Origin of the sequence: Pseudomonas sp. R25(2017) (genome assembly GCF_002112565.1) — a bacterium.
Classification (GTDB): Bacteria; Pseudomonadota; Gammaproteobacteria; order Pseudomonadales; family Pseudomonadaceae; genus Aquipseudomonas; species Aquipseudomonas ekonensis.
Genome location: NZ_NEHZ01000003.1, coordinates 184,014 through 203,359 on the forward strand (window position 1 = coordinate 184,014; position 19,346 = coordinate 203,359).

Annotated in this window: 25 protein-coding genes; 15 read left to right on the forward strand and 10 right to left on the reverse strand. The window is 63.9% G+C overall.

Annotated elements, in window-relative coordinates; all coding sequences use genetic code 11:
• The first annotated feature begins 188 nt into the window (after nucleotides 1–188).
• The 5 genes from CAG31_RS05265 to CAG31_RS05285 are packed head-to-tail and all read left to right on the forward strand — an operon-like array spanning nucleotide 189 to nucleotide 3,957.
• Nucleotides 189–596 carry a FagA protein gene (locus CAG31_RS05265; protein WP_085578580.1) on the forward strand — a complete coding sequence of 136 codons (408 nt, stop codon included), beginning with the start codon at nucleotides 189–191 and terminating at the stop codon, nucleotides 594–596.
• Entirely contained in the window at nucleotides 577–1,953 is a 1,377-nt protein-coding gene (locus CAG31_RS05270) for an aspartate ammonia-lyase (RefSeq protein ID WP_085578582.1), read from the forward strand. Before CAG31_RS05265 ends, CAG31_RS05270 begins: the two co-directional genes overlap by 20 nt.
• 26 nt (nucleotides 1,954–1,979) lie before the next feature.
• On the forward strand, nucleotides 1,980–2,420 hold the full coding sequence (locus tag CAG31_RS05275) for a hypothetical protein (RefSeq protein WP_085578584.1): 441 nt from the start codon (nucleotides 1,980–1,982) through the stop codon (nucleotides 2,418–2,420).
• Nucleotide 2,421: 1 nt separating this feature from the next.
• On the forward strand, nucleotides 2,422–3,033 hold the full coding sequence (locus CAG31_RS05280) for a superoxide dismutase (RefSeq protein ID WP_085578586.1): 612 nt from the start codon (nucleotides 2,422–2,424) through the stop codon (nucleotides 3,031–3,033).
• Between the two features lie 30 nt (nucleotides 3,034–3,063).
• Nucleotides 3,064–3,957: a ZIP family metal transporter gene (locus CAG31_RS05285; protein ID WP_085578589.1), complete on the forward strand. Its 894-nt coding sequence runs from the start codon at nucleotides 3,064–3,066 to the stop codon at nucleotides 3,955–3,957.
• Nucleotides 3,958–3,999: 42 nt separating this feature from the next.
• Here the strand turns inward: CAG31_RS05285 and CAG31_RS05290 are convergent, their stop codons facing one another.
• The 10 genes from CAG31_RS05290 to CAG31_RS05335 form a co-directional block, all read right to left on the reverse strand.
• Nucleotides 4,000–4,275, reverse strand: a complete 276-nt coding sequence (locus CAG31_RS05290; RefSeq protein WP_085578591.1) for an HPr family phosphocarrier protein — start codon at nucleotides 4,273–4,275, stop codon at nucleotides 4,000–4,002.
• A gap of 15 nt (nucleotides 4,276–4,290) precedes the next feature.
• On the reverse strand, nucleotides 4,291–5,148 hold the full coding sequence (rapZ, locus tag CAG31_RS05295; RefSeq protein ID WP_085578593.1) for an RNase adapter RapZ: 858 nt from the start codon (nucleotides 5,146–5,148) through the stop codon (nucleotides 4,291–4,293).
• A gap of 2 nt (nucleotides 5,149–5,150) precedes the next feature.
• Complete coding sequence (gene ptsN, locus CAG31_RS05300; RefSeq protein WP_085578595.1) at nucleotides 5,151–5,615, reverse strand: PTS IIA-like nitrogen regulatory protein PtsN; 465 nt, start codon at nucleotides 5,613–5,615, stop codon at nucleotides 5,151–5,153.
• Nucleotides 5,616–5,626: 11 nt separating this feature from the next.
• Entirely contained in the window at nucleotides 5,627–5,935 is a 309-nt protein-coding gene (gene hpf, locus CAG31_RS05305) for a ribosome hibernation-promoting factor, HPF/YfiA family (RefSeq protein WP_085578597.1), read from the reverse strand.
• Nucleotides 5,936–6,008: 73 nt separating this feature from the next.
• Complete coding sequence (locus CAG31_RS05310; protein WP_085578599.1) at nucleotides 6,009–7,502, reverse strand: RNA polymerase factor sigma-54; 1,494 nt, start codon at nucleotides 7,500–7,502, stop codon at nucleotides 6,009–6,011.
• A 188-nt stretch (nucleotides 7,503–7,690) separates the two neighbouring features.
• Nucleotides 7,691–8,416 carry an LPS export ABC transporter ATP-binding protein gene (gene lptB, locus CAG31_RS05315; RefSeq protein ID WP_085578601.1) on the reverse strand — a complete coding sequence of 242 codons (726 nt, stop codon included), beginning with the start codon at nucleotides 8,414–8,416 and terminating at the stop codon, nucleotides 7,691–7,693.
• The gene (lptA, locus tag CAG31_RS05320) at nucleotides 8,416–8,964 is read right to left on the reverse strand and encodes a lipopolysaccharide transport periplasmic protein LptA (RefSeq protein WP_085578603.1); all 549 of its coding nucleotides are present in this window, start codon (nucleotides 8,962–8,964) and stop codon (nucleotides 8,416–8,418) included. Before lptA ends, lptB begins: the two co-directional genes overlap by 1 nt.
• Nucleotides 8,951–9,523 carry an LPS export ABC transporter periplasmic protein LptC gene (gene lptC / locus CAG31_RS05325; protein WP_085578605.1) on the reverse strand — a complete coding sequence of 191 codons (573 nt, stop codon included), beginning with the start codon at nucleotides 9,521–9,523 and terminating at the stop codon, nucleotides 8,951–8,953. Before lptC ends, lptA begins: the two co-directional genes overlap by 14 nt.
• Nucleotides 9,524–9,531: 8 nt before the next feature.
• Nucleotides 9,532–10,056 (reverse strand): HAD family hydrolase, encoded by a 525-nt coding sequence (locus tag CAG31_RS05330; RefSeq protein WP_085578607.1) that lies wholly within the window; start codon nucleotides 10,054–10,056, stop codon nucleotides 9,532–9,534.
• Entirely contained in the window at nucleotides 10,057–11,031 is a 975-nt protein-coding gene (locus CAG31_RS05335; protein ID WP_085578609.1) for an SIS domain-containing protein, read from the reverse strand.
• Between the two features lie 278 nt (nucleotides 11,032–11,309).
• Between CAG31_RS05335 and CAG31_RS05340 the strand changes: the two genes are divergently transcribed.
• The 10 genes from CAG31_RS05340 (at nucleotide 11,310) to hisC (ending at nucleotide 19,276) form a co-directional block, all read left to right on the forward strand.
• Nucleotides 11,310–12,122, forward strand: a complete 813-nt coding sequence (locus CAG31_RS05340) for an ATP-binding cassette domain-containing protein (protein ID WP_085578611.1) — start codon at nucleotides 11,310–11,312, stop codon at nucleotides 12,120–12,122.
• Nucleotides 12,122–12,919 (forward strand): lipid asymmetry maintenance ABC transporter permease subunit MlaE, encoded by a 798-nt coding sequence (gene mlaE / locus CAG31_RS05345; RefSeq protein WP_085578613.1) that lies wholly within the window; start codon nucleotides 12,122–12,124, stop codon nucleotides 12,917–12,919. The genes CAG31_RS05340 and mlaE overlap by 1 nt, the downstream gene beginning before the upstream one ends.
• A complete protein-coding gene (gene mlaD, locus CAG31_RS05350) occupies nucleotides 12,919–13,386 on the forward strand; it encodes an outer membrane lipid asymmetry maintenance protein MlaD (protein WP_085578615.1) in 468 nt (155 codons plus the stop codon). The genes mlaE and mlaD overlap by 1 nt, the downstream gene beginning before the upstream one ends.
• An 11-nt stretch (nucleotides 13,387–13,397) precedes the next feature.
• A complete protein-coding gene (locus CAG31_RS05355; RefSeq protein WP_085578617.1) occupies nucleotides 13,398–14,048 on the forward strand; it encodes a phospholipid-binding protein MlaC in 651 nt (216 codons plus the stop codon).
• On the forward strand, nucleotides 14,045–14,350 hold the full coding sequence (locus CAG31_RS05360) for a lipid asymmetry maintenance protein MlaB (RefSeq protein ID WP_085578619.1): 306 nt from the start codon (nucleotides 14,045–14,047) through the stop codon (nucleotides 14,348–14,350). Before CAG31_RS05355 ends, CAG31_RS05360 begins: the two co-directional genes overlap by 4 nt.
• 115 nt (nucleotides 14,351–14,465) lie before the next feature.
• A complete protein-coding gene (locus CAG31_RS05365) occupies nucleotides 14,466–14,705 on the forward strand; it encodes a BolA family protein (RefSeq protein WP_007953556.1) in 240 nt (79 codons plus the stop codon).
• A gap of 22 nt (nucleotides 14,706–14,727) precedes the next feature.
• Complete coding sequence (murA, locus tag CAG31_RS05370) at nucleotides 14,728–15,993, forward strand: UDP-N-acetylglucosamine 1-carboxyvinyltransferase (RefSeq protein ID WP_085578621.1); 1,266 nt, start codon at nucleotides 14,728–14,730, stop codon at nucleotides 15,991–15,993.
• 141 nt (nucleotides 15,994–16,134) lie between these two features.
• On the forward strand, nucleotides 16,135–16,770 hold the full coding sequence (gene hisG, locus CAG31_RS05375; RefSeq protein WP_085578623.1) for an ATP phosphoribosyltransferase: 636 nt from the start codon (nucleotides 16,135–16,137) through the stop codon (nucleotides 16,768–16,770).
• 124 nt (nucleotides 16,771–16,894) lie between these two features.
• The gene (gene hisD / locus CAG31_RS05380) at nucleotides 16,895–18,220 is read left to right on the forward strand and encodes a histidinol dehydrogenase (RefSeq protein WP_085578625.1); all 1,326 of its coding nucleotides are present in this window, start codon (nucleotides 16,895–16,897) and stop codon (nucleotides 18,218–18,220) included.
• 3 nt (nucleotides 18,221–18,223) lie between these two features.
• Nucleotides 18,224–19,276, forward strand: a complete 1,053-nt coding sequence (gene hisC / locus CAG31_RS05385; protein ID WP_085578627.1) for a histidinol-phosphate transaminase — start codon at nucleotides 18,224–18,226, stop codon at nucleotides 19,274–19,276.
• The last annotated feature ends 70 nt before the right edge of the window (nucleotides 19,277–19,346 follow it).

Genomic DNA, 19,346 nt, shown 5'->3' on the forward strand with positions numbered 1-19,346 from the left:
CCCAGCGGGTGGCGCGCCTTTTTTTGTGTCCCGGAATGCAGGGTCGCCGGGGAAGCGCCTGCATTGACGCCATCGCCAGCAGGGCTGGCGCCCACCGTGTTTGCCTGAATCAGCAAAGGTTGGCCGCTCTTGTTTTGGTTCTCATTATCATCTAATAATAAATCTCATTATCGGATGAGCCAGGAATCATGAGTTCTGCCTTGCACGAGCAGCCTTACCTCGAAAGCTGGCGCTGGATGAGCCGCCAGATCCGCTGTGCGATGGATCCGGACGAGCCGCGCCTGATCGAACATTACCTCGCCGAGGGCCGCTACCTGGCCTGCTGCACGACGACGTCGCCCTGGACGATCGCCGAAACCGCTTTCCGTCTGCTGATGGACACCGCCAACGACATCGCCTTGCCGTGGCATTGGCGCAGCCTGTGCCTCGACCAGGCCTGGCGCCCCCTGCGTGAGATGGAGCGCCTCTCGCTGTGCAAATGCCGGCTCAAGCGCTGGCAAAGCTTCACCTGGCAACTGGCGACCTGCGAGTTGCTTCCCTCGATTCCCCTCATTGAACTAGTCCAAGGATTCACCGATGACCAAGACACGTATTGAGCGCGACAGCATGGGCGAACTGCAGGTGCCGGCGGACGCGCTCTACGGCGCGCAGACCCAGCGGGCGGTGGATAACTTCCCGATCAGCGGCAAGCCGATGCCCACCCAGTTCGTCCGTGCGCTGATCCTGGCCAAGGCCGCCGCCGCCCGGGCCAATGTCGAACTCAACCAGCTCAGCGCCGCTCAAGGCAAGGCCATCAGTGATGCCGCCCAAGGCTTGCTCGAAGGCGACTTCATGCAGCATTTCCCGGTGGATGTCTTCCAGACCGGCTCCGGCACCAGTTCCAACATGAACGCCAACGAAGTGATCGCAACCCTGGCCAGCCGTCTGCTGGGCGAGCCGGTCAACCCGAACGATCACGTCAATTGCGGCCAGAGCAGCAACGACATCATCCCGACCACCATCCACGTCAGCGCCGCCCTGGCCCTGCACGAGCAACTGCTGCCGGCGCTGCTGCACCTGGTGCAGGTGATCGAGCACAAGGCCGTTCAGGTCCATCACCACGTGAAAACCGGCCGCACGCACCTGATGGATGCCATGCCCGTGCGCATGAGTCAGGTGCTCAACGGCTGGGCGCAGCAGCTCAAGGCCAACGTCGGCCATCTGCAGGACCTGTTGCCGAGCCTGCAGTCCCTGGCCCAGGGCGGCACGGCGGTCGGCACCGGGATCAACGCGCATCCGGAGTTCGCCGGGCGTTTCAGCCGTCACCTGAGCCAGCTCACCCACGTGCAGTTCACGCCGGGCAAGGATCTGTTTGCGCTGATCGGCTCGCAGGACACCGCCGTCGCCGTCTCCGGCCAGTTGAAGGCCACCGCCGTGTCGCTGATGAAAATCGCCAACGACCTGCGCTGGATGAACTCGGGCCCCTTGGCCGGCCTGGGTGAGATCGAGCTGGAAGGCTTGCAGCCGGGCTCGTCGATCATGCCCGGCAAGGTCAATCCGGTGATTCCGGAAGCCACCGCCATGGTCGCCGCGCAAGTGATCGGCAATGACGCGGCCATCACCGTCGCCGGCCAGTCGGGCAATTTCGAGCTGAACGTGATGCTGCCGATCATCGCCCAGAACCTGCTCGGCAGCATCGAACTGCTGGCCAACGCCAGTCGGCTGCTGGGCGACAAAGCCATCGCCAGCTTCAAGGTCAACGAGTCGCGCCTCAAGGAAGCGCTCTCGCGCAACCCGATCCTGGTGACCGCGCTCAACCCGATCATCGGTTACCAGAAGGCCGCCGAAATCGCCAAGCAGGCCTACAAGCAGGGCCGCGCGGTGATCGACGTCGCGCTGGAGCACACCGACCTGTCGCGCAGCGAACTGGAAGCGTTGCTAAACCCCGAAAAACTCACCGCCGGCGGCGTGTAAGCGCCGCACCGCTTTGGAGGTTCACCATGGAGCACTGGAAACGCACGATCGAACGGGCCAATCGCTGCTTCATGCTGGGCGAACTGATCGATGCCCGCGAAGCCTACCTGCAAGCCCTGGCCCTGGCTCAGGTGCTGTTCGAGCGCTGGGCGGACGCCGACGAAGCGGTGGCGGCCTGTGTCATCTCGCACCACAACCTGGCGGATCTGCACCTGCGCCTGAACCAGCCGGAGGAGAGCGCCGAATACCTGTGCGCCATCCATCAGCGGCTGCTGCAGGCCATGCAGGACGAACGCCTGCGCCCGGCCCTGCGCGAAGCGGCGCTGCGCCAGAGCAGCAAGACCTATGTCGAGCTGCTCAATTTCATCAGCGAGCACGGCGAATACCCGCGCACCCAGCGCCTACTGCATCCGGACGCCGGCAATGCGCGCCGGCCGTCGGTTTCACATCACCATGGAGTCCATTGAAATGGCTTTTACCCTGCCTGCCTTGCCTTACGCCTACGACGCGCTTGAGCCGCACATCGACGCGCAGACCATGGAGATCCACTACACCAAGCATCACCAGACCTACATCAACAACCTCAACGCCGCCGTCGAGGGCACGGAATACGCCGGGTGGCCGGTGGAACGGCTGGTCGCCAGCGTCCGGCAACTGCCGGAAAGCCTGCGGGCGGCGGTGATCAACCAGGGCGGCGGCCACGCCAACCATTCGCTGTTCTGGGAAGTGATGGTGCCCGACGGCGGCGGTGCGCCGGACGGCGCGCTGGCCGAGGCCATCGACGAGCAACTGGGCGGCCTCGACGCGTTCAAGGAAGCATTCACCAAAGCGGCGTTGACCCGTTTCGGCAGCGGCTGGGCCTGGCTCAGCGTCACCCCGGAGAAAAAACTGCTGGTGGAGAGCAGCGGCAACCAGGACAGCCCGTTGATGAACGGCAACACGCCGATCCTCGGCCTCGACGTCTGGGAACACGCCTACTACCTGCGCTACCAGAACCGCCGGCCGGAATACATCAATGCGTTCTACAACGTGATCAATTGGCCGGAAGTCGCTGCACGCTATCAGGCGGCGCTGGCTTGAGTCCCCGATAAAAACCATTCAAGGCTGACTATGGGCACTGGAACACTGGCGATCGGCAGCGGGCGGATGTTCCGTTACGCGTTCGGCTCGCTGCTGCTGTTGGCGGGCATGACCTTGCTGGTCGCCCACGGGCTGGAATGGCTGGATCTTGAGCCGAGACTGTCGCGGGCGTTGCAGGGCGGTGCGGTCTGTGCCCTCGGCACGGCGCTGGGGGCCGTGCCGGTGCTGGTGATCCGGCGCATGCCGCAGGCGCTTAGCGATTCTTTGCTGGGGTTCGGCGCCGGCGTGATGCTGGCGGCGACGGCGTTTTCGCTGATCGTGCCGGGCATCGCTGCCGCCGAGGGCCTGGGCATGACGCCGTGGGGCGCCAGCGGCCTGATCTGCCTGGGCATCCTGTCCGGTGCGTTCGGGCTGTACCTGGTGGATCGCCGGGTTTCCGGCGCGACCCCGGAAATGCTCGTCGGCACCGTCGAACACCCGGTGATCCCGCCGCGCATCTGGCTGTTCGTGTTCGCCATCATCGCCCACAACATCCCGGAAGGCATGGCCGTCGGCGTGTCGGCCGGCGGCGGCATGCCGGATGCGGACAGCCTGGCCATGGGCATTGCCTTGCAGGATGTGCCGGAAGGGCTGGTGATCGCCTTGGTGCTCGCCGGGGCGGGGATGTCGCGCATGAAGGCGTTCCTGATCGGCGCCGCCTCAGGGCTGGTGGAGCTGGTGTTTGCGCTGCTGTGCGCGTGGCTGGTCAGCCTTGCGCAGGTGCTGTTGCCGTTGGGGCTGGCGTTGGCCGCAGGGGCGATGCTGCTGGTGGTGACCCACGAAGTGATTCCGGAGTCGCGGCGCAACGGCCATGACAAGCTGGCCAGTCTGGGATTGCTGGTGGGCTTCTGTCTGATGATGGTGATGGATACGGCGTTGGGGTGAATCTCAGGAGGGCGCCTTCGCTCCCTCCTGACGAATACGGTCTCAGCCACCTTCGTCGAAATAGTTGTTGATCAGCGCCACCAGCGCATCCATGGCTTCTTTCTCTTGATGCCCTTCGGTGCTCAGGTGGATCTTGGTGCCCTTGCCGGCGGCCAGCATCATCATGGCCATGATGCTCTTGCCGTCCACCGTGGTTTCCGGCGTGCGGCCGACCCTGATCGTGCAATCCGGGAACTGGCCGGCGACACCGACGAACTTGGCCGATGCCCGGGCATGCAGACCCAGTTTGTTGATGATTTCGATTTCCAGAGCAGGCATCGCGGTGTGGATCCTTTAGGTGAGGTCGCGGTGGCGGACCTGGACGTTCTTCAGGGTTTTCTGCAGCGCCTGGCCCAGGCGCTCGGTCAGGTAGACGGAGCGGTGGTGCCCGCCGGTGCAGCCGATGGCAATGGTGACGTAGGCGCGGTTGCTGGCGGCAAAGCGCGGCAGCCACTTGAGCAGGTAGGCGTAGATGTCCTGGAACATCTCCTCGACCTCCGGCTGCGCCGCGAGGTATTCGGCCACCGGCTCGTCCAGGCCGGACTGTGCGCGCAGTTCGGGCTTCCAGTACGGATTGGGCAGGCAGCGTACATCGAACACCAGGTCGGCATCCACCGGCATGCCGCGTTTGAAACCGAACGACTCCACCAGGAACGCCGTACCGGGTTCCGGCTGGTTCAGCAGGCGCAGCTTGATGGTGTCACGCAGCTGGTACAGGTTCAGGCTGGTGGTGTTGACCTTAAGGTCCGCCAGGTCGGCGATGGGGCCGAGCAAGGCCGTTTCGTCTTCGATGGCTTCGGCCAGCGAACGGTTGGCGCTGCTCAGCGGGTGGCGCCGGCGGGTTTCCGAGAAGCGCTTGAGCAGGGTTTCCTCGTCGGCGTCCAGGTAGAGGACGTCGCACTGGATATGCCGGCTGCGGACTTCTTCGAGCAGTTCGGGAAAACGCGACAGGTGGCTCGGCAGGTTGCGCGCATCGATGGAGACGGCGACCAGCGGCTGCGACAGTTCGGTATGGATCAACGCACGCTCGGCCAGATCCGGCAGCAGGCCGGCCGGCAGGTTGTCGATGCAGTAGTAGCCGTTGTCCTCCAGGACATCCAGTGCGGTGCTTTTACCCGAGCCGGAACGGCCGCTGACGATGATCAGACGCATGGTTACTGCCCGTTCTGCTCGTTCAGGACAACCTGATACAAGTCTTTGTTGCTGGCGGCGCGACGCAGTTTTTCGCGTACTTCCTTGCGGTCGAGCATGCTGGCGATCTGGCGCAGCAGCTCCAGGTGCGCATCGGTGGCGGCTTCCGGAACCAGCAGGACGAACAGCAGGTCGACCGGGGCGCCGTCGATGGCGTCGAAATCGATGGGGGCTTCAAGGTGCATCAGCGCGCTGATGGGCGACTCGCAACCCTTGAGGCGGCAGTGCGGAATGGCGATGCCGTTGCCGAAGCCGGTGGAACCGAGCTTCTCACGGGCGACCAGTGCCTCGAAGACATCTTGCATCTCCAGATCCGGCACTTCCCGGGCGATCAGGTTGGCAATTTGTTCGAGGGCTTTCTTTTTGCTGCCGCCCGGCACGTTCACGAGGGAACGGCCGGGGGTCAGGATACTTTCAAGTCGGATCATGGAGTGGGGGGTTATCGACCGGTAGCGCCCTGAAGGACTTTCTGGGTCTTTTCCTTATGCGTTTTGAGTTGGCGATCCAGTTTGTCGGTCAGGAGGTCAATGGCTGCGTACATGTCGTCATGTTCGGCATTGGCCACCACTTCCTTACCCGGCACATGCAGCGTGGCTTCGATTTTCTGTTTGAGCTTCTCGACGGTCATGATCACCTGAACGTTGGTGATCTTGTCGAAATGTCCCTCGATCTTCTTGAGCTTGGACTCGACGTACTCGCGCAGAGGGGCGGTCACTTCCAGTTGGTGTCCACTGATGTTGACTTGCATACAGCTTCTCCTTCGTTGCCAGTGCATAAAGCGGCAGGCGGGATAGCCTGCCACTGGAACGCTGTAACGTGGCTTACATCAACCGCTTGCGTTCGCTCGAAGGCGCGATCCCGAGGGATTCACGGTACTTGGCGACGGTGCGGCGAGCCACCTGAATGCCTTGTGCCTCCAGTAAACCAGCGATCTTGCTGTCGCTCAACGGCTTTTTCTGATTTTCCGCGGCAACCAGTTTCTTGATGATCGCGCGGATCGCCGTGGACGAGCATTCGCCGCCTTCGGAGGTGCTGACGTGGCTGGAGAAAAAGTATTTCAGCTCATAAATGCCCCGGGGGGTATGCATGAACTTTTGCGTGGTCACCCGGGAAATCGTCGACTCGTGCATGCCCACCGCTTCGGCGATGTCGTGCAGCACCAGGGGTTTCATGGCTTCGTCGCCGTACTCCAGGAAGCCGCGCTGATGCTCGACGATCTGGGTCGCCACTTTCATCAGGGTCTCGTTGCGGCTCTGCAGGCTCTTGATGAACCAGCGCGCCTCCTGCAACTGGTTGCGCATGAAAGTGTTGTCGGCGCTGGTGTCGGCGCGGCGCACGAAGCCGGCGTACTGGGCGTTGACCCGCAGGCGCGGCACGGATTCCTGGTTCAGCTCGACCAGCCAGCGTTCGTTGTCCTTGCGCACGATGACGTCCGGCACCACGTACTCGGCCTCGGACGACTCGATCTGCGAGCCCGGACGCGGATTGAGGCTCTGCACCAGCTCGATGACCTGGCGCAGTTCGTCTTCCTTGAGCTTCATGCGCCGCATCAGCTGGCTGTAGTCGCGGCTGCCGAGCAGGTCGATGAAGTCGGTGACCAGGCGCTTGGCCTCTGTCAGCCACGGGGTCTTGGCCGGCAGTTGGCGCAATTGCAGCAGCAGGCATTCGCCGAGGTTGCGGGCACCGATGCCCGCCGGTTCGAACTGCTGGATGCGGTGCAGGACGGCTTCGATCTCGTCGAGCTCGATGTCCAGCTCCGGATCGAACGCGTCGAGGATTTCTTCGAGGGATTCGTCGAGGTAGCCCTGATTGTTGATGCAGTCGATCAGGGTGACGGCGATCAGACGGTCGGTGTCCGACATCGGCGCCAGGTTGAGCTGCCACAGCAGGTGGCTTTGCAGGCTCTCGCCGGCGGAGGTGCGGGTGGTGAAGTCCCACTCGTCGTCATCGTTGCCGGGCAGGCTGCTGGCGCTGGTCTGGTAGACGTCTTCCCAGGCGGTGTCGACCGGCAGTTCGTTGGGGATGCGCTCGCTCCATTCGCCGTCCTCGAGGCTGTCCACCGTCGGCGCCGCCTCTTGGTAGGCCGGTTCCTGGATCTCGGTGTTGGGCTTCTGTTCGGCGTTGTCGGCCATGGGGTCGGAACTGTCGAAGTCGTCGCCGTCTTCCTGGCGTTCGAGCATCGGGTTGGATTCCAGGGCCTCCTGGATCTCCTGCTGCAGGTCCAGGGTCGACAATTGGAGCAGACGGATGGCCTGTTGCAGCTGCGGCGTCATCGTCAGCTGCTGGCCCATTCTCAAGACTAGCGATGGTTTCATGGCAGGGGCTTAACACCTTATTTGCCGGCGCACATGCGCCATCCACTACAGGGCGCCGAAGCGCCAAACTTAAGCAAATTATATGCCTGAAACTGAAGTGTTTGCCTAGAGCGCTGTAACAATTAAAGCGCATAAAACCGCGCTTGAATTGATGCAGCGCAGGGGCGGCAGGGCGGCGACCTCAGCGCTTACAGGCGGAACTCGTGGCCCAGGTACACTTCCTTCACCAGGTCGTTGGCGAGGATGGTGTCCGAGTCGCCTTCGGCGATCAGTTGGCCGTCGTTGACGATGTAGGCCGTTTCGCAGATGTCCAGGGTCTCGCGGACGTTGTGGTCGGTGATCAGCACGCCGATGCCCTTCGCCTTGAGGTGGTGGATGATCTGCTTGATGTCGCCCACCGAGATCGGGTCCACGCCGGCGAACGGTTCGTCGAGGAGGATGAATTTCGGTGCGGTGGCCAGGGCCCGGGCGATCTCCACGCGACGGCGCTCGCCGCCGGACAGGCTCATGCCGAGGTTGTCGCGGATGTGGCTGATGTGGAACTCCTGCAGCAGGCTTTCCAGTTCCTTGCGCCGGCCGGCCTTGTCGAGCTCCTTGCGGGTCTCGAGGATGGCCATGATGTTGTCGGCCACCGACAGTTTGCGGAAGATCGACGCTTCCTGCGGGAGATAGCCGATGCCGGCCTTGGCGCGGCCGTGCATCGGCTGGTGGCTGACGTCCAGGTCGTCGATCAGGACGCGGCCCTGGTCGGCCTGCACCAGGCCGACGATCATGTAGAAGCAGGTGGTCTTGCCGGCGCCGTTGGGGCCGAGCAGGCCCACGATCTGACCGCTGTCGATGGACAGGCTGACGTCGCGCACGACCTGGCGGCTCTTGTAGCTCTTGGCCAGATGCTGGGCTTTCAGGGTTGCCATTACTGGGCCTTCTGTCCGTCGGTTTTCTGTTTCGGCTGGATCACCATGTCGATCCGCGGACGCGACTCGGTCACCTTGTTGCCGGTGGCGCGACCGGCGCTGGCCAGCTTCTTCACCGTGTCGTAGACGATCTTCTCGCCCTGGGTGGTGTTGCCGTCCTTGTCGATGACCTTGGCGCGGTCGATCAGCACGACGCGGTTCTGCTGCGCGTGGTACTGGATGGTCACGCCGTAGCCCTGGACGGGCTTGGTGTCGCCCTGGGTCTGCAGCTGCTCGAAGTAGGCCAGGTTGCCCACCGAGGTCACGACGTCGATGTCGCCGCTGGTGGCGCGGGTGATGGTCACGGTGTTGCCTTTCACGATCATGGAGCCCTGGGTGATGATCACATCGCCCTTGTAGGTCGCCACGCCGTTCTTGTCGTCGATCTGGGCGTCGTCGGCCTGGATGCGGATCGGCTGCTGGCTATCGTTCGGCAGGGCCCAGGCGCTCGCGCTTCCCAGTGCTGCGCCCAGACTGAGCAAAATAGGGAGGGTTTTAACGAGCCTCATACTGTCCTCTTACGTTCGATAGCAGGTGGATCCTGCTGTCTTTCAGGTACGCTTTCATTCCTTTGCCGGTCGATACGCCGCCAGCGCCGTCAATTCTAACGGGTTGCTCGGTCTGCGCATATTGCTGCTGCGGGAACACTGTCATGCGGGTGGTGGTGATCAGGGTGTCGCGGTTCTTCTCGTCGGTGCGCTTGATGCGCACCGAATCGATCAGTTCGACTTCGGTGCCGCCGGGGTTCACTTCGCCACGTTCGCTGGTGACGTGCCACGGGTACTCTGTGCCGCGGAACATGTTCAGGTCGGGCTTGGTGACCAGGGTGATGTCGGTGGCCTTGACGTGCTCGGCCTTCTGCGACGTCATTTCGTACTGCACCTTGCCGTCTTCCAGGTACTGCAGCGTGTGGGTGTTGGTCGCGTACCAGTCGATCGGGCTTTCCTGGGCCGAGACCGCCGGCTTGTCGAGGAAGCGCTCCGGGCTGATGTTCCAGTAGCCGACTGCGCCGAAGATCGCCGCGATGCAGCAGAACAGCAAGATATTGCGAAACTTTTTGCTAAACATGGTCTGGCTCACAGATATGCGGCGTTGGCGGCATCGAGGCGGCCCTGGGCGCGCAGGATCAATTCGCAGAATTCCCGCGCAGCGCCTTCGCCGCCGCGGGCCTGGGTGACGCCATGGGCATGCTCGCGCACGAACGCGGCGGCGTTGGCCACGGCCATGCCGAGCCCGACGCGGCGGATCACCGGCAGGTCGGGCAGGTCGTCGCCCAGGTAGGCGACCTCTTCATAGCTTAGGCCCAGTTGCTCCAGAAGGCCGTCGAGCACCACGAGTTTGTCCTCGCGGCCCTGGAACAGGTGCGGGATGCCCAGGTTCTTGGCCCGGCGCTCGACCACCGGGGTCTTGCGGCCGCTGATGATCGCGGTCTGGACGCCGGCGTTCATCAGCATCTTGATGCCTTGGCCGTCCAGGGTGTTGAAGGTCTTGAATTCGCTGCCGTCTTCGAGGAAGTACAGGCGGCCGTCGGTGAGGACGCCGTCGACGTCGAACACCGCCAGCTTGATCGGTTTGCCGCGTTGCAGCAGGTCGTTGCTCATTTACATGACTCCTGCGCGCAGCAGGTCGGACAGGTTGAAGGCGCCGACCGGGCGATCCTCCGCGTCCACGACCACCAACGCGTTGATTCGGTTGTCTTCCATGATCTTCAGGGCCTCGGCGGCGAGCATCTCGGCGCGGGCGGTCTTGCCGTGCACGGTCATCACCTGGTCGATGATGGCGCTGTGCACGTCGATGTTGCGGTCCAGGGTGCGGCGCAGGTCGCCGTCGGTGAAGATCCCGGCCAGCGTGCCGTCGGCCTCGAGGACGGCGGTCATGCCCAGCCCCTTGCGGCTCATTTCCAGCAGGGCATCCTTGAGCAGGGTGCCGCGCTGCACCTGCGGCAGTTCATTGCCGGCGTGCATGACGTTTTCCACCTTCAACAGCAGGCGACGGCCCAGGGCGCCGCCCGGGTGGGAGAACGCGAAGTCTTCGGCGGTGAAGCCGCGGGCCTCCAGCAGCGCCACGGCCAGGGCGTCGCCCATGACCAGCGCGGCGGTGGTCGAGGAGGTCGGCGCCAGGTTCAGCGGGCAGGCTTCGTGCTCCACCTGTACGTTCAGGTTGACTTCGGCGGCCTTGGCCAGCGGCGACTGAGGATTGCCGGTCACGCTGATCAGCTGGATGCCCAGGCGCTTGATCAACGGCAGCAGGGTGACGATCTCGTTGGTCGAGCCGGAGTTGGACAGGGCCAGGATCACGTCTTCGCGGGTGATCATGCCCATGTCGCCGTGGCTGGCTTCGGCCGGATGGACGAAAAAGGCCGGGGTGCCGGTGCTGGCGAGGGTCGCGGCGATCTTGTTGCCGATGTGCCCGGACTTGCCCATGCCGACCACGACCACACGGCCCTTGCTGGCCAGGATCATCTCGCAGGCGCGCACGAAATCGGCGTCGATGTGGGCCATCAGGCCTTGCACGGCCTGCGCTTCGAGGCGGACGGTGCGTTGTGCCGATTGGATCAGGTCGCTGGATTGGCTCATGTCAGAAATCGTATAGCCCGATGAAAAGGCGGCGATTATAGCGGTTCTGTCGAAAAGCCTCACGCAAGTTCGTCGCGCGTTGCCCTTCGCGGCGGCCGAAACCGTGTGGACGGTGAGGGCAGAGCCCTTCGGCGGGCAAAAAAGCGGGGTGGTCGAGACCTTGGGCGCTTGCCCATTGCAATGATATAGTTCGCCGCCAGTTCGGCCTGCCCGGGACGCTTGTGCTTTATTCACCAAGCCTGGCGTCCGAGTGAGAGGCTGCATCGCAAGGAGTTTAGATGAGTGCCGATAACGCCTACGCGGTCGAGCTGAAGGGAGTCTCCTTCAAGCGCGGTGCGCGGAGCATTTTCAATAACGTCGATATCCGCATCCCCCGCGGCAAGGTCACCGGCATCATGGGACCTTCCGGGTGCGGCAAGACCACGCTGCTGCGCCTGATGGGCGCCCAGTTGCGCCCGTCCAAGGGCGAGGTGTGGGTCAACGGCCAGAACCTGCCGAAGCTTTCGCGCAGCGATCTGTTCGATGCCCGCAAGCACATGGGCGTGCTGTTCCAGAGCGGCGCGCTGTTCACCGACCTCGACGTGTTCGAGAACGTCGCCTTCCCGCTGCGCGTCCACACCGACCTTCCGGAAGAGATGATCCGCGACATCGTGCTGCTCAAGCTGCAGGCGGTGGGGCTGCGCGGGGCCATCGAGCTTATGCCTGACGAGCTGTCCGGCGGCATGAAGCGCCGGGTCGCCCTGGCGCGCGCAATCGCCCTGGATCCGCAGATCCTGATGTACGACGAGCCTTTCGTCGGCCAGGACCCGATCGCCATGGGCGTGCTGGTGCGCCTGATCCGCCTGCTCAACGACGCGCTCGGCATCACCAGCATCGTGGTTTCCCACGACCTGGCCGAGACCGCGAGTATCGCCGACTACATCTATGTGGTGGGCGACGGGCAGGTGCTGGGGCAGGGCACGCCGAAGGAGCTGATGGGCTCGGACGACCCGCGCATCCGTCAATTCATGACCGGCGAACCCGACGGCCCGGTTCCGTACCACTTTCCAGCGCCGGATTACCGCGCCGATCTTCTGGGGAAGCGACGCTGATGCGCAGAATTACATTGATGGAGCGCGTGCGCCGCTTCGGTCAGGCCGGCATCGACACCGTCGCGGTGTTCGGCCGTTCGACCCTGTTCCTGTTTCATGCCCTGCTGGGCCGCGGCGGCATCGGCAGCGGCTTCGGCCTGCTGGTCAAGCAGCTGCATTCGGTCGGCGTGATGTCGCTGGTGATCATCGTGGTCTCCGGCATCTTCATCGGCATGGTGCTGGCGCTGCAGGGGTTCAACATCCTGTCCAGCTACGGTTCGGAGCAGGCGGTGGGGCAGATGGTGGCCCTGACGCTGCTGCGCGAGCTGGGGCCGGTGGTGACCGCGCTGCTGTTCGCCGGGCGCGCCGGTTCGGCGCTGACGGCCGAGATCGGCAACATGAAGTCCACCGAACAGCTCTCAAGCCTTGAGATGATCGGCGTCGACCCGCTCAAGTACATCATCGCCCCGCGTCTGTGGGCCGGTTTCATTTCCCTGCCGGTGCTGGCGATGATCTTCAGCGTGGTGGGCATCTGGGGCGGCTCGTGGGTGGCGGTCGACTGGCTGGGGGTCTATGAAGGTTCCTACTGGTCGAACATGCAGAACAGCGTCAGCTTCGGCGACGACGTGCTCAACGGCATCATCAAGAGCGCGGTCTTCGCCTTCGTCGTGACCTGGATCGCCGTATTTCAAGGCTATGACTGCGAACCCACTTCCGAGGGGATCAGCCGTGCCACCACCAAGACCGTGGTATATGCCTCGCTGGCAGTGCTCGGCCTGGACTTTATTCTGACCGCTTTGATGTTTGGAGATTTCTGATGCAAAACCGCACCCTGGAAATCGGTGTCGGCCTGTTCCTGCTGGCAGGGATCCTGGCTTTGCTGCTGCTTGCGTTGCGGGTCAGCGGCCTGTCTCCGACCTCGTCAACCGATACCTACAAGCTTTATGCCTACTTCGACAACATCGCCGGCCTGACGGTCCGGGCGAAAGTGACCATGGCCGGCGTGACCATCGGCAAGGTCACGGCGATCGACCTGGACCGCGACAGCTTCACCGGCCGGGTGACCCTGCAGGTGGACAAAAGCGTCGACAACCTGCCGACCGACTCCACAGCATCTATCCTGACGGCTGGACTGCTGGGCGAGAAGTACATCGGCATCAGCGTGGGCGGGGAAGACACCCGGCTCAAGGATGGCGGGACCATTCACGACACCCAGTCGTCGCTGGTGCTGGAGGACCTGATCGGTAAATTCCTGCTCAATACCGTTAGCAAAGACGCCAAATGAGGAGCTTTCGAATGATCTCTACCTTGCGACGTGGCCTGTTGGTGTTGCTCGCAGTGCTGCCTCTGGCGGCCAACGCCGTGGCGGCGCCTTCGGCGCATGACCTGGTCCAGGACACCACCAACCGGATGCTGGCCGACCTTGCCGCCAACAAAGAGAAGTACAAGCAGGATCCGGCCGACTTCTATGCCGCGCTCAACAGCATCGTCGGCCCGGTCGTGGACGCCGAAGGCATCTCCAAGAGCATCATGACGGTCAAGTACTCGCGCAAGGCCACGCCGGCGCAGATGAAGACCTTCGAGGAGAACTTCAAGCGCGGCCTGTTCCAGTTCTACGGCAACGCCTTGCTGGAGTACAACAACCAGGGCATCACCGTCGATCCGGCCAAGGACGAATCGGGCGACCGCACCAGCGTCGGCATGACCGTCAAGGGCAGCAACGGCGCGATCTACCCGGTCTCCTACACGCTTGAGAAAATCAACGGCGAGTGGAAGCTGCGCAACGTGATCATCAACGGCATCAACATCGGCAAGCTGTTCCGCGACCAGTTCGCCGACGCCATGCAACGCAACGGCAACGACCTGGACAAGACCATCAACGGTTGGGCCGGCGAAGTGGCCAAGGCCAAGCAGAACGCCGAACAGCAAGAGAAGCCAGCGCAATGACCGAGTCGGCCGTTCGTCTGGACCAGGCCAGTGAGCTGCAGCTCAGCGGCGTGCTGGACTACCGCACCGGCCCCGCGCTGCGCGAGCAGGGCCGGGCGCTGATCAAGTCCTGCACGGCGCCGGCGCTGGTGATCGACTGCTCCGAAGTGGAGAAGTCCAGCAGCGTCGGCCTTTCGTTGCTGCTGTGCTTCATCCGCGATGCGAAGGCCGCCGGCAAGGCGGTCAGCATCCGGGCGATGCCCGAAGACATGCGCGAAATCGCCCAGGTCAGCGAGCTGACCGAGCTGTTGGCGCAACCCTGAACCCGCATCGACGAGAAAGCCCCCCGTCAGAGTCCTGCGCCGCGGGGTTCGCAGGCGCGGGGCTTTTTTGTATGATGTCCGACCCGCGCGCACAGGGCGCCGATTGAGGTTGAGCATGCAGGCCGTAGAAGTGAAGAGCTTCCTTGAAGGAAAGCTGCCAGGAACGCAGGTGGAAGTCGAAGGCGAAGGCTGCAACTTCCAGTTGAACGTGATTAGCGATGAACTGGCGGCATTGAGTCCGGTCAAGCGTCAGCAGAGCATCTATGCCCATTTGAACCCATGGATCGCCGATGGCAGCATCCACGCGGTCACTATGAAATTTTTCAGCAGCGCGGCCTGGGCCGAGCGCACCTGAGCCTTAGGGCGTCGAGATTCTTATGGATAAATTGATTATTACCGGCGGCGCACGCCTTGACGGCGAGATCCGGATCTCCGGGGCGAAGAACTCCGCCCTGCCGATCCTGGCCGCCACCCTGCTGTGCGACGGCCCGGTCACCGTGGGCAACCTGCCGCACCTGCACGACATCACCACCATGATCGAGCTGTTCGGCCGCATGGGCATCGAGCCTGTGATCGACGAAAAGCTGAGCGTGGAAATCGACCCGCGCACCATCAAGACCCTGATCGCCCCGTACGAGCTGGTCAAGACCATGCGTGCGTCGATCCTGGTGCTGGGCCCGATGGTCGCCCGTTTCGGTGAAGCCGAAGTCGCGCTGCCGGGCGGTTGCGCCATCGGTTCGCGTCCGGTCGACCTGCACATCCGCGGCCTGGAGGCCATGGGCGCGGTCATCGACGTCGAAGGCGGCTACATCAAGGCCAAGGCGCCTGAAGGCGGCCTGCGCGGCGCGCACTTCTTCTTCGACACCGTCAGCGTGACCGGCACCGAGAACATCATGATGGCCGCTGCCCTGGCCAAGGGCCGCAGCGTGCTGCAGAACGCCGCCCGCGAACCAGAAGTGGTGGACCTGGCGAACTTCCTGAACGCCATGGGCGCCAAGGTTTCCGGCGCCGGCACCGACACCATCACCATCGATGGCGTCGAGCGCCTGGCCCCGACCTTCTACAAGGTCATGCCTGACCGCATCGAGACCGGCACCTACCTGGTGGCCGCCGCCGTCACCGGCGGGCGCGTGAAGGTCAAGGACACCGATCCGACCATCCTCGAAGCCGTCCTGGAAAAACTGCGCGAGTCCGGCGCCGAGATCACCAGCGGCGAAGACTGGATCGAGCTGAACATGCACGGCAAGCGGCCGAAGGCGGTCAACGTGCGCACTGCGCCGTACCCGGCGTTCCCGACCGACATGCAGGCGCAGTTCATCTCGCTCAACGCCATCGCCGAAGGCACAGGCGCCGTGATCGAGACGATCTTCGAAAACCGTTTCATGCACGTGTACGAACTGCACCGCATGGGCGCCAAGATCCAGGTCGAAGGCAACACCGCCATCGTGACCGGCACCGAGATCCTCAAGGGCGCACCGGTCATGGCGACCGACCTGCGGGCCTCGGCCAGCCTGGTGATCTCGGCCCTGGTGGCCGACGGCGACACCCTGATCGACCGCATCTACCACATTGACCGTGGCTACGAGTGCATCGAAGAGAAACTGCAGATGCTGGGCGCCAAGATCCGCCGCGTTCCGGGCTAGTCCTGCATCCGGACACAGGGAGGTGTCCACCGAGTTCGTTTTTGGTCGAGGGCTGCCGTTCCGTTCGGGACAAGCCCTCGATGTGTGTCCGGCGCCGATCGCGTCCGGGCATGAGTACCTTGATAAGGACTGACGCTACCCATGTTGACCATCGCACTGTCCAAGGGCCGCATCCTTGACGACACCCTGCCGCTTCTGGCCGAAGCGGGCATCGTGCCGACCGAGAATCCGGACAAGAGCCGCAAGCTGATCATCCCCACGACCCAGGAAGACGTCCGTCTGCTGATCGTGCGCGCCACCGACGTGCCGACCTATGTCGAGCATGGCGCGGCCGACCTCGGTGTGGCCGGCAAGGACGTGCTGATGGAATACAGCGGCCAGGGCCTGTACGAGCCGCTGGACCTGCAGATCGCCCAATGCAAGCTGATGACCGCCGGCAAGGTCGGCGCCGCCGAACCCAAGGGCCGCCTGCGGGTGGCGACCAAGTTCGTCAACGTCGCCAAGCGCTACTACGCCGAGCAGGGCCGTCAGGTCGACATCATCAAGCTGTACGGCTCGATGGAGCTGGCGCCGCTGATCGGTCTGGCGGACAAGATCATCGACGTGGTCGACACCGGCAACACCCTGCGCGCCAACGGCCTGGAGCCCCAGGAACTGATCGCCACGATCAGCTCGCGCCTGGTGGTCAACAAGGCTTCGATGAAGATGCAACACGCCCGGATCCAGGCGTTGATCGATACCCTGCGCAAGGCAGTGGAATCGCGACACCGCGGCTGATGTACCCGCGCGGCCTCCGGCTGCGCCCGTCTATCCGCCTCATAGCCAGAATCTCAGGTGCCCAAGCGGAACGACTGCTAAGTTAGGGCGCCTGAGTTTTCGCCATTCCTATGAGGCTCTCGCTATGACCGCACCGACTGCAATTCGCCGACTCAACGCTGCTGACCCGGATTTCGCGCATCATCTGGATCATCTGCTGAGCTGGGAAAGCGTGTCCGACGACTCGGTCAATCAGCGGGTGCTGGACATCATCAAGGCCGTGCGCGAGCGCGGCGACGAGGCGCTGGTCGAGTTCACCCGCCAGTTCGACGGCGTGGACGCCGCCTCGATGGCGGACCTGATCCTGCCGCGCGAGCGCCTGGAACTGGCCCTGACCCGCATCACCCCGGCCCAGCGCGAGGCGCTGGAAAAAGCCGCCGCACGCGTGCGCAGCTACCACGAACGGCAGAAGCAGGATTCCTGGAGCTACACCGAGGCCGACGGCACCGTGCTCGGCCAGAAGGTCACGCCGCTGGACCGCGCCGGCCTGTACGTGCCGGGCGGAAAGGCGTCGTACCCGTCGTCGGTGCTGATGAACGCGATCCCGGCCAAGGTGGCCGGCGTCGGCGAAGTGGTCATGGTGGTGCCGACCCCGCGCGGCGAGGTCAATGAGTTGGTGCTGGCCGCCGCGTGCATCGCCGGGGTCGACCGGGTGTTCACCATCGGCGGCGCCCAGGCTGTCGCCGCACTGGCCTACGGCACCCAAAGCGTGCCGCAGGTGGACAAGGTGGTCGGCCCCGGCAACATCTACGTGGCCACCGCCAAGCGTCACGTGTTCGGCCAGGTCGGCATCGACATGATCGCCGGCCCTTCGGAAATCCTCGTGGTGTGCGACGGCCAGACCGATCCGGACTGGATCGCCATGGACCTGTTCTCCCAGGCTGAGCACGACGAAGACGCCCAGGCGATCCTGGTCAGCCCCGATGCACAGTTCCTCGACAAGGTGGCCGCCAGCATCGACAAGCTGCTGCCGACCATGGACCGCGCCGCCATCATCGAGACCTCGATCAACGGCCGCGGTGCGCTGATTCAGGTGCGCGACATGGCCCAGGCCATCGAAGTCGCCAACCGCATCGCGCCGGAGCACCTTGAGCTGTCGGTCGCCGACCCGCAGGCCTGGTTGCCGCAGATCCGCCACGCCGGCGCGATCTTCATGGGCCGCCACACCTCCGAAGCGCTGGGCGACTACTGCGCAGGCCCCAACCACGTTCTGCCGACCTCCGGCACGGCGCGGTTCTCCTCGCCGCTGGGCGTGTACGACTTCCAGAAACGCTCGTCGATCATCTTCTGCTCCGAGGCCGGCGCCTCCGAGCTGGGCAAGACCGCATCGGTGCTGGCCCGTGGCGAATCCCTGAGCGCCCACGCGCGCAGCGCCGAATACCGCATCCTCGATGAACAGCAGGGGAACTGAGACATGAGCAAATTCTGGAGCCCGTTCGTCAAGGATCTGGTGCCTTACGTGCCCGGCGAACAACCGAAGCTGGCCAAACTGGTCAAGCTCAACACCAACGAAAACCCGTACGGCCCGTCGCCCAAGGCGCTGGCCGCGATGCAGACCGAACTCAACGACAACCTGCGCCTGTACCCGGACCCCAACAGCGACCTGCTGAAAAACGCCGTGGCCGACTATTACGGCGTGCAAGCCAACCAGGTGTTCCTCGGCAACGGCTCGGACGAGGTGCTGGCGCACGTCTTCCACGGCTTGCTGCAGCACGACAAGCCGCTGCTGTTCCCGGACATCAGTTACAGCTTCTATCCGGTGTACGCCGGGCTGTACGGCATCGGGTTCGAGGCAGTGCCGCTGGACGCGCAGTTCCAGATCGACCCGGCGGACTACGCCAGGCCCAACGGCGGGATCATCTTCCCCAACCCGAACGCCCCGACCGGCTGCCTGCTGGCGCTGGACGCGGTCGAGCGGATCCTCAAGGCCAATCCGGATTCGGTGGTCGTGGTGGACGAGGCCTACATCGACTTCGGCGGCGAAACGGCCATCAGTCTGGTGAACCGTTATCCGAACCTGCTCGTCACCCAGACCCTCTCCAAGTCACGCTCGCTGGCGGGGCTGCGGGTCGGGCTGGCGGTGGGGCATCCGGAGCTGATCGAGGCGCTGGAGCGGATCAAGAACAGCTTCAACTCCTACCCGCTGGACCGGATGGCGAATGTCGGCGCTGCCGCGGCCTTCGAGGACCGCGAGTACTTCGACAAGACCTGCCGCCTGGTGATCGAGAGCCGGGAATGGGTGACCGCGCAGTTGCAGGCCAAGGGCTTTGAAGTGCTGCCGTCGGCGGCCAACTTCATCTTCGCCCGCCATCCGCAGCACGACGCGGCGGGGCTGGCGGCCAAGCTGCGGGAGCAGGGCGTGATCGTGCGCCACTTCAAGCAGGAGCGGATCGCCCAGTTCCTGCGCATCTCCATCGGCACGCCGGAGCAGAACCAGGCGCTGATCGACGGCCTCGGCGAGCTGTGACAGCCTGCTGACACCGATCAAAAAAAAGGCCGGCACCTCACTGAAGGTGCCGGCCTTTTTTCATCATGCC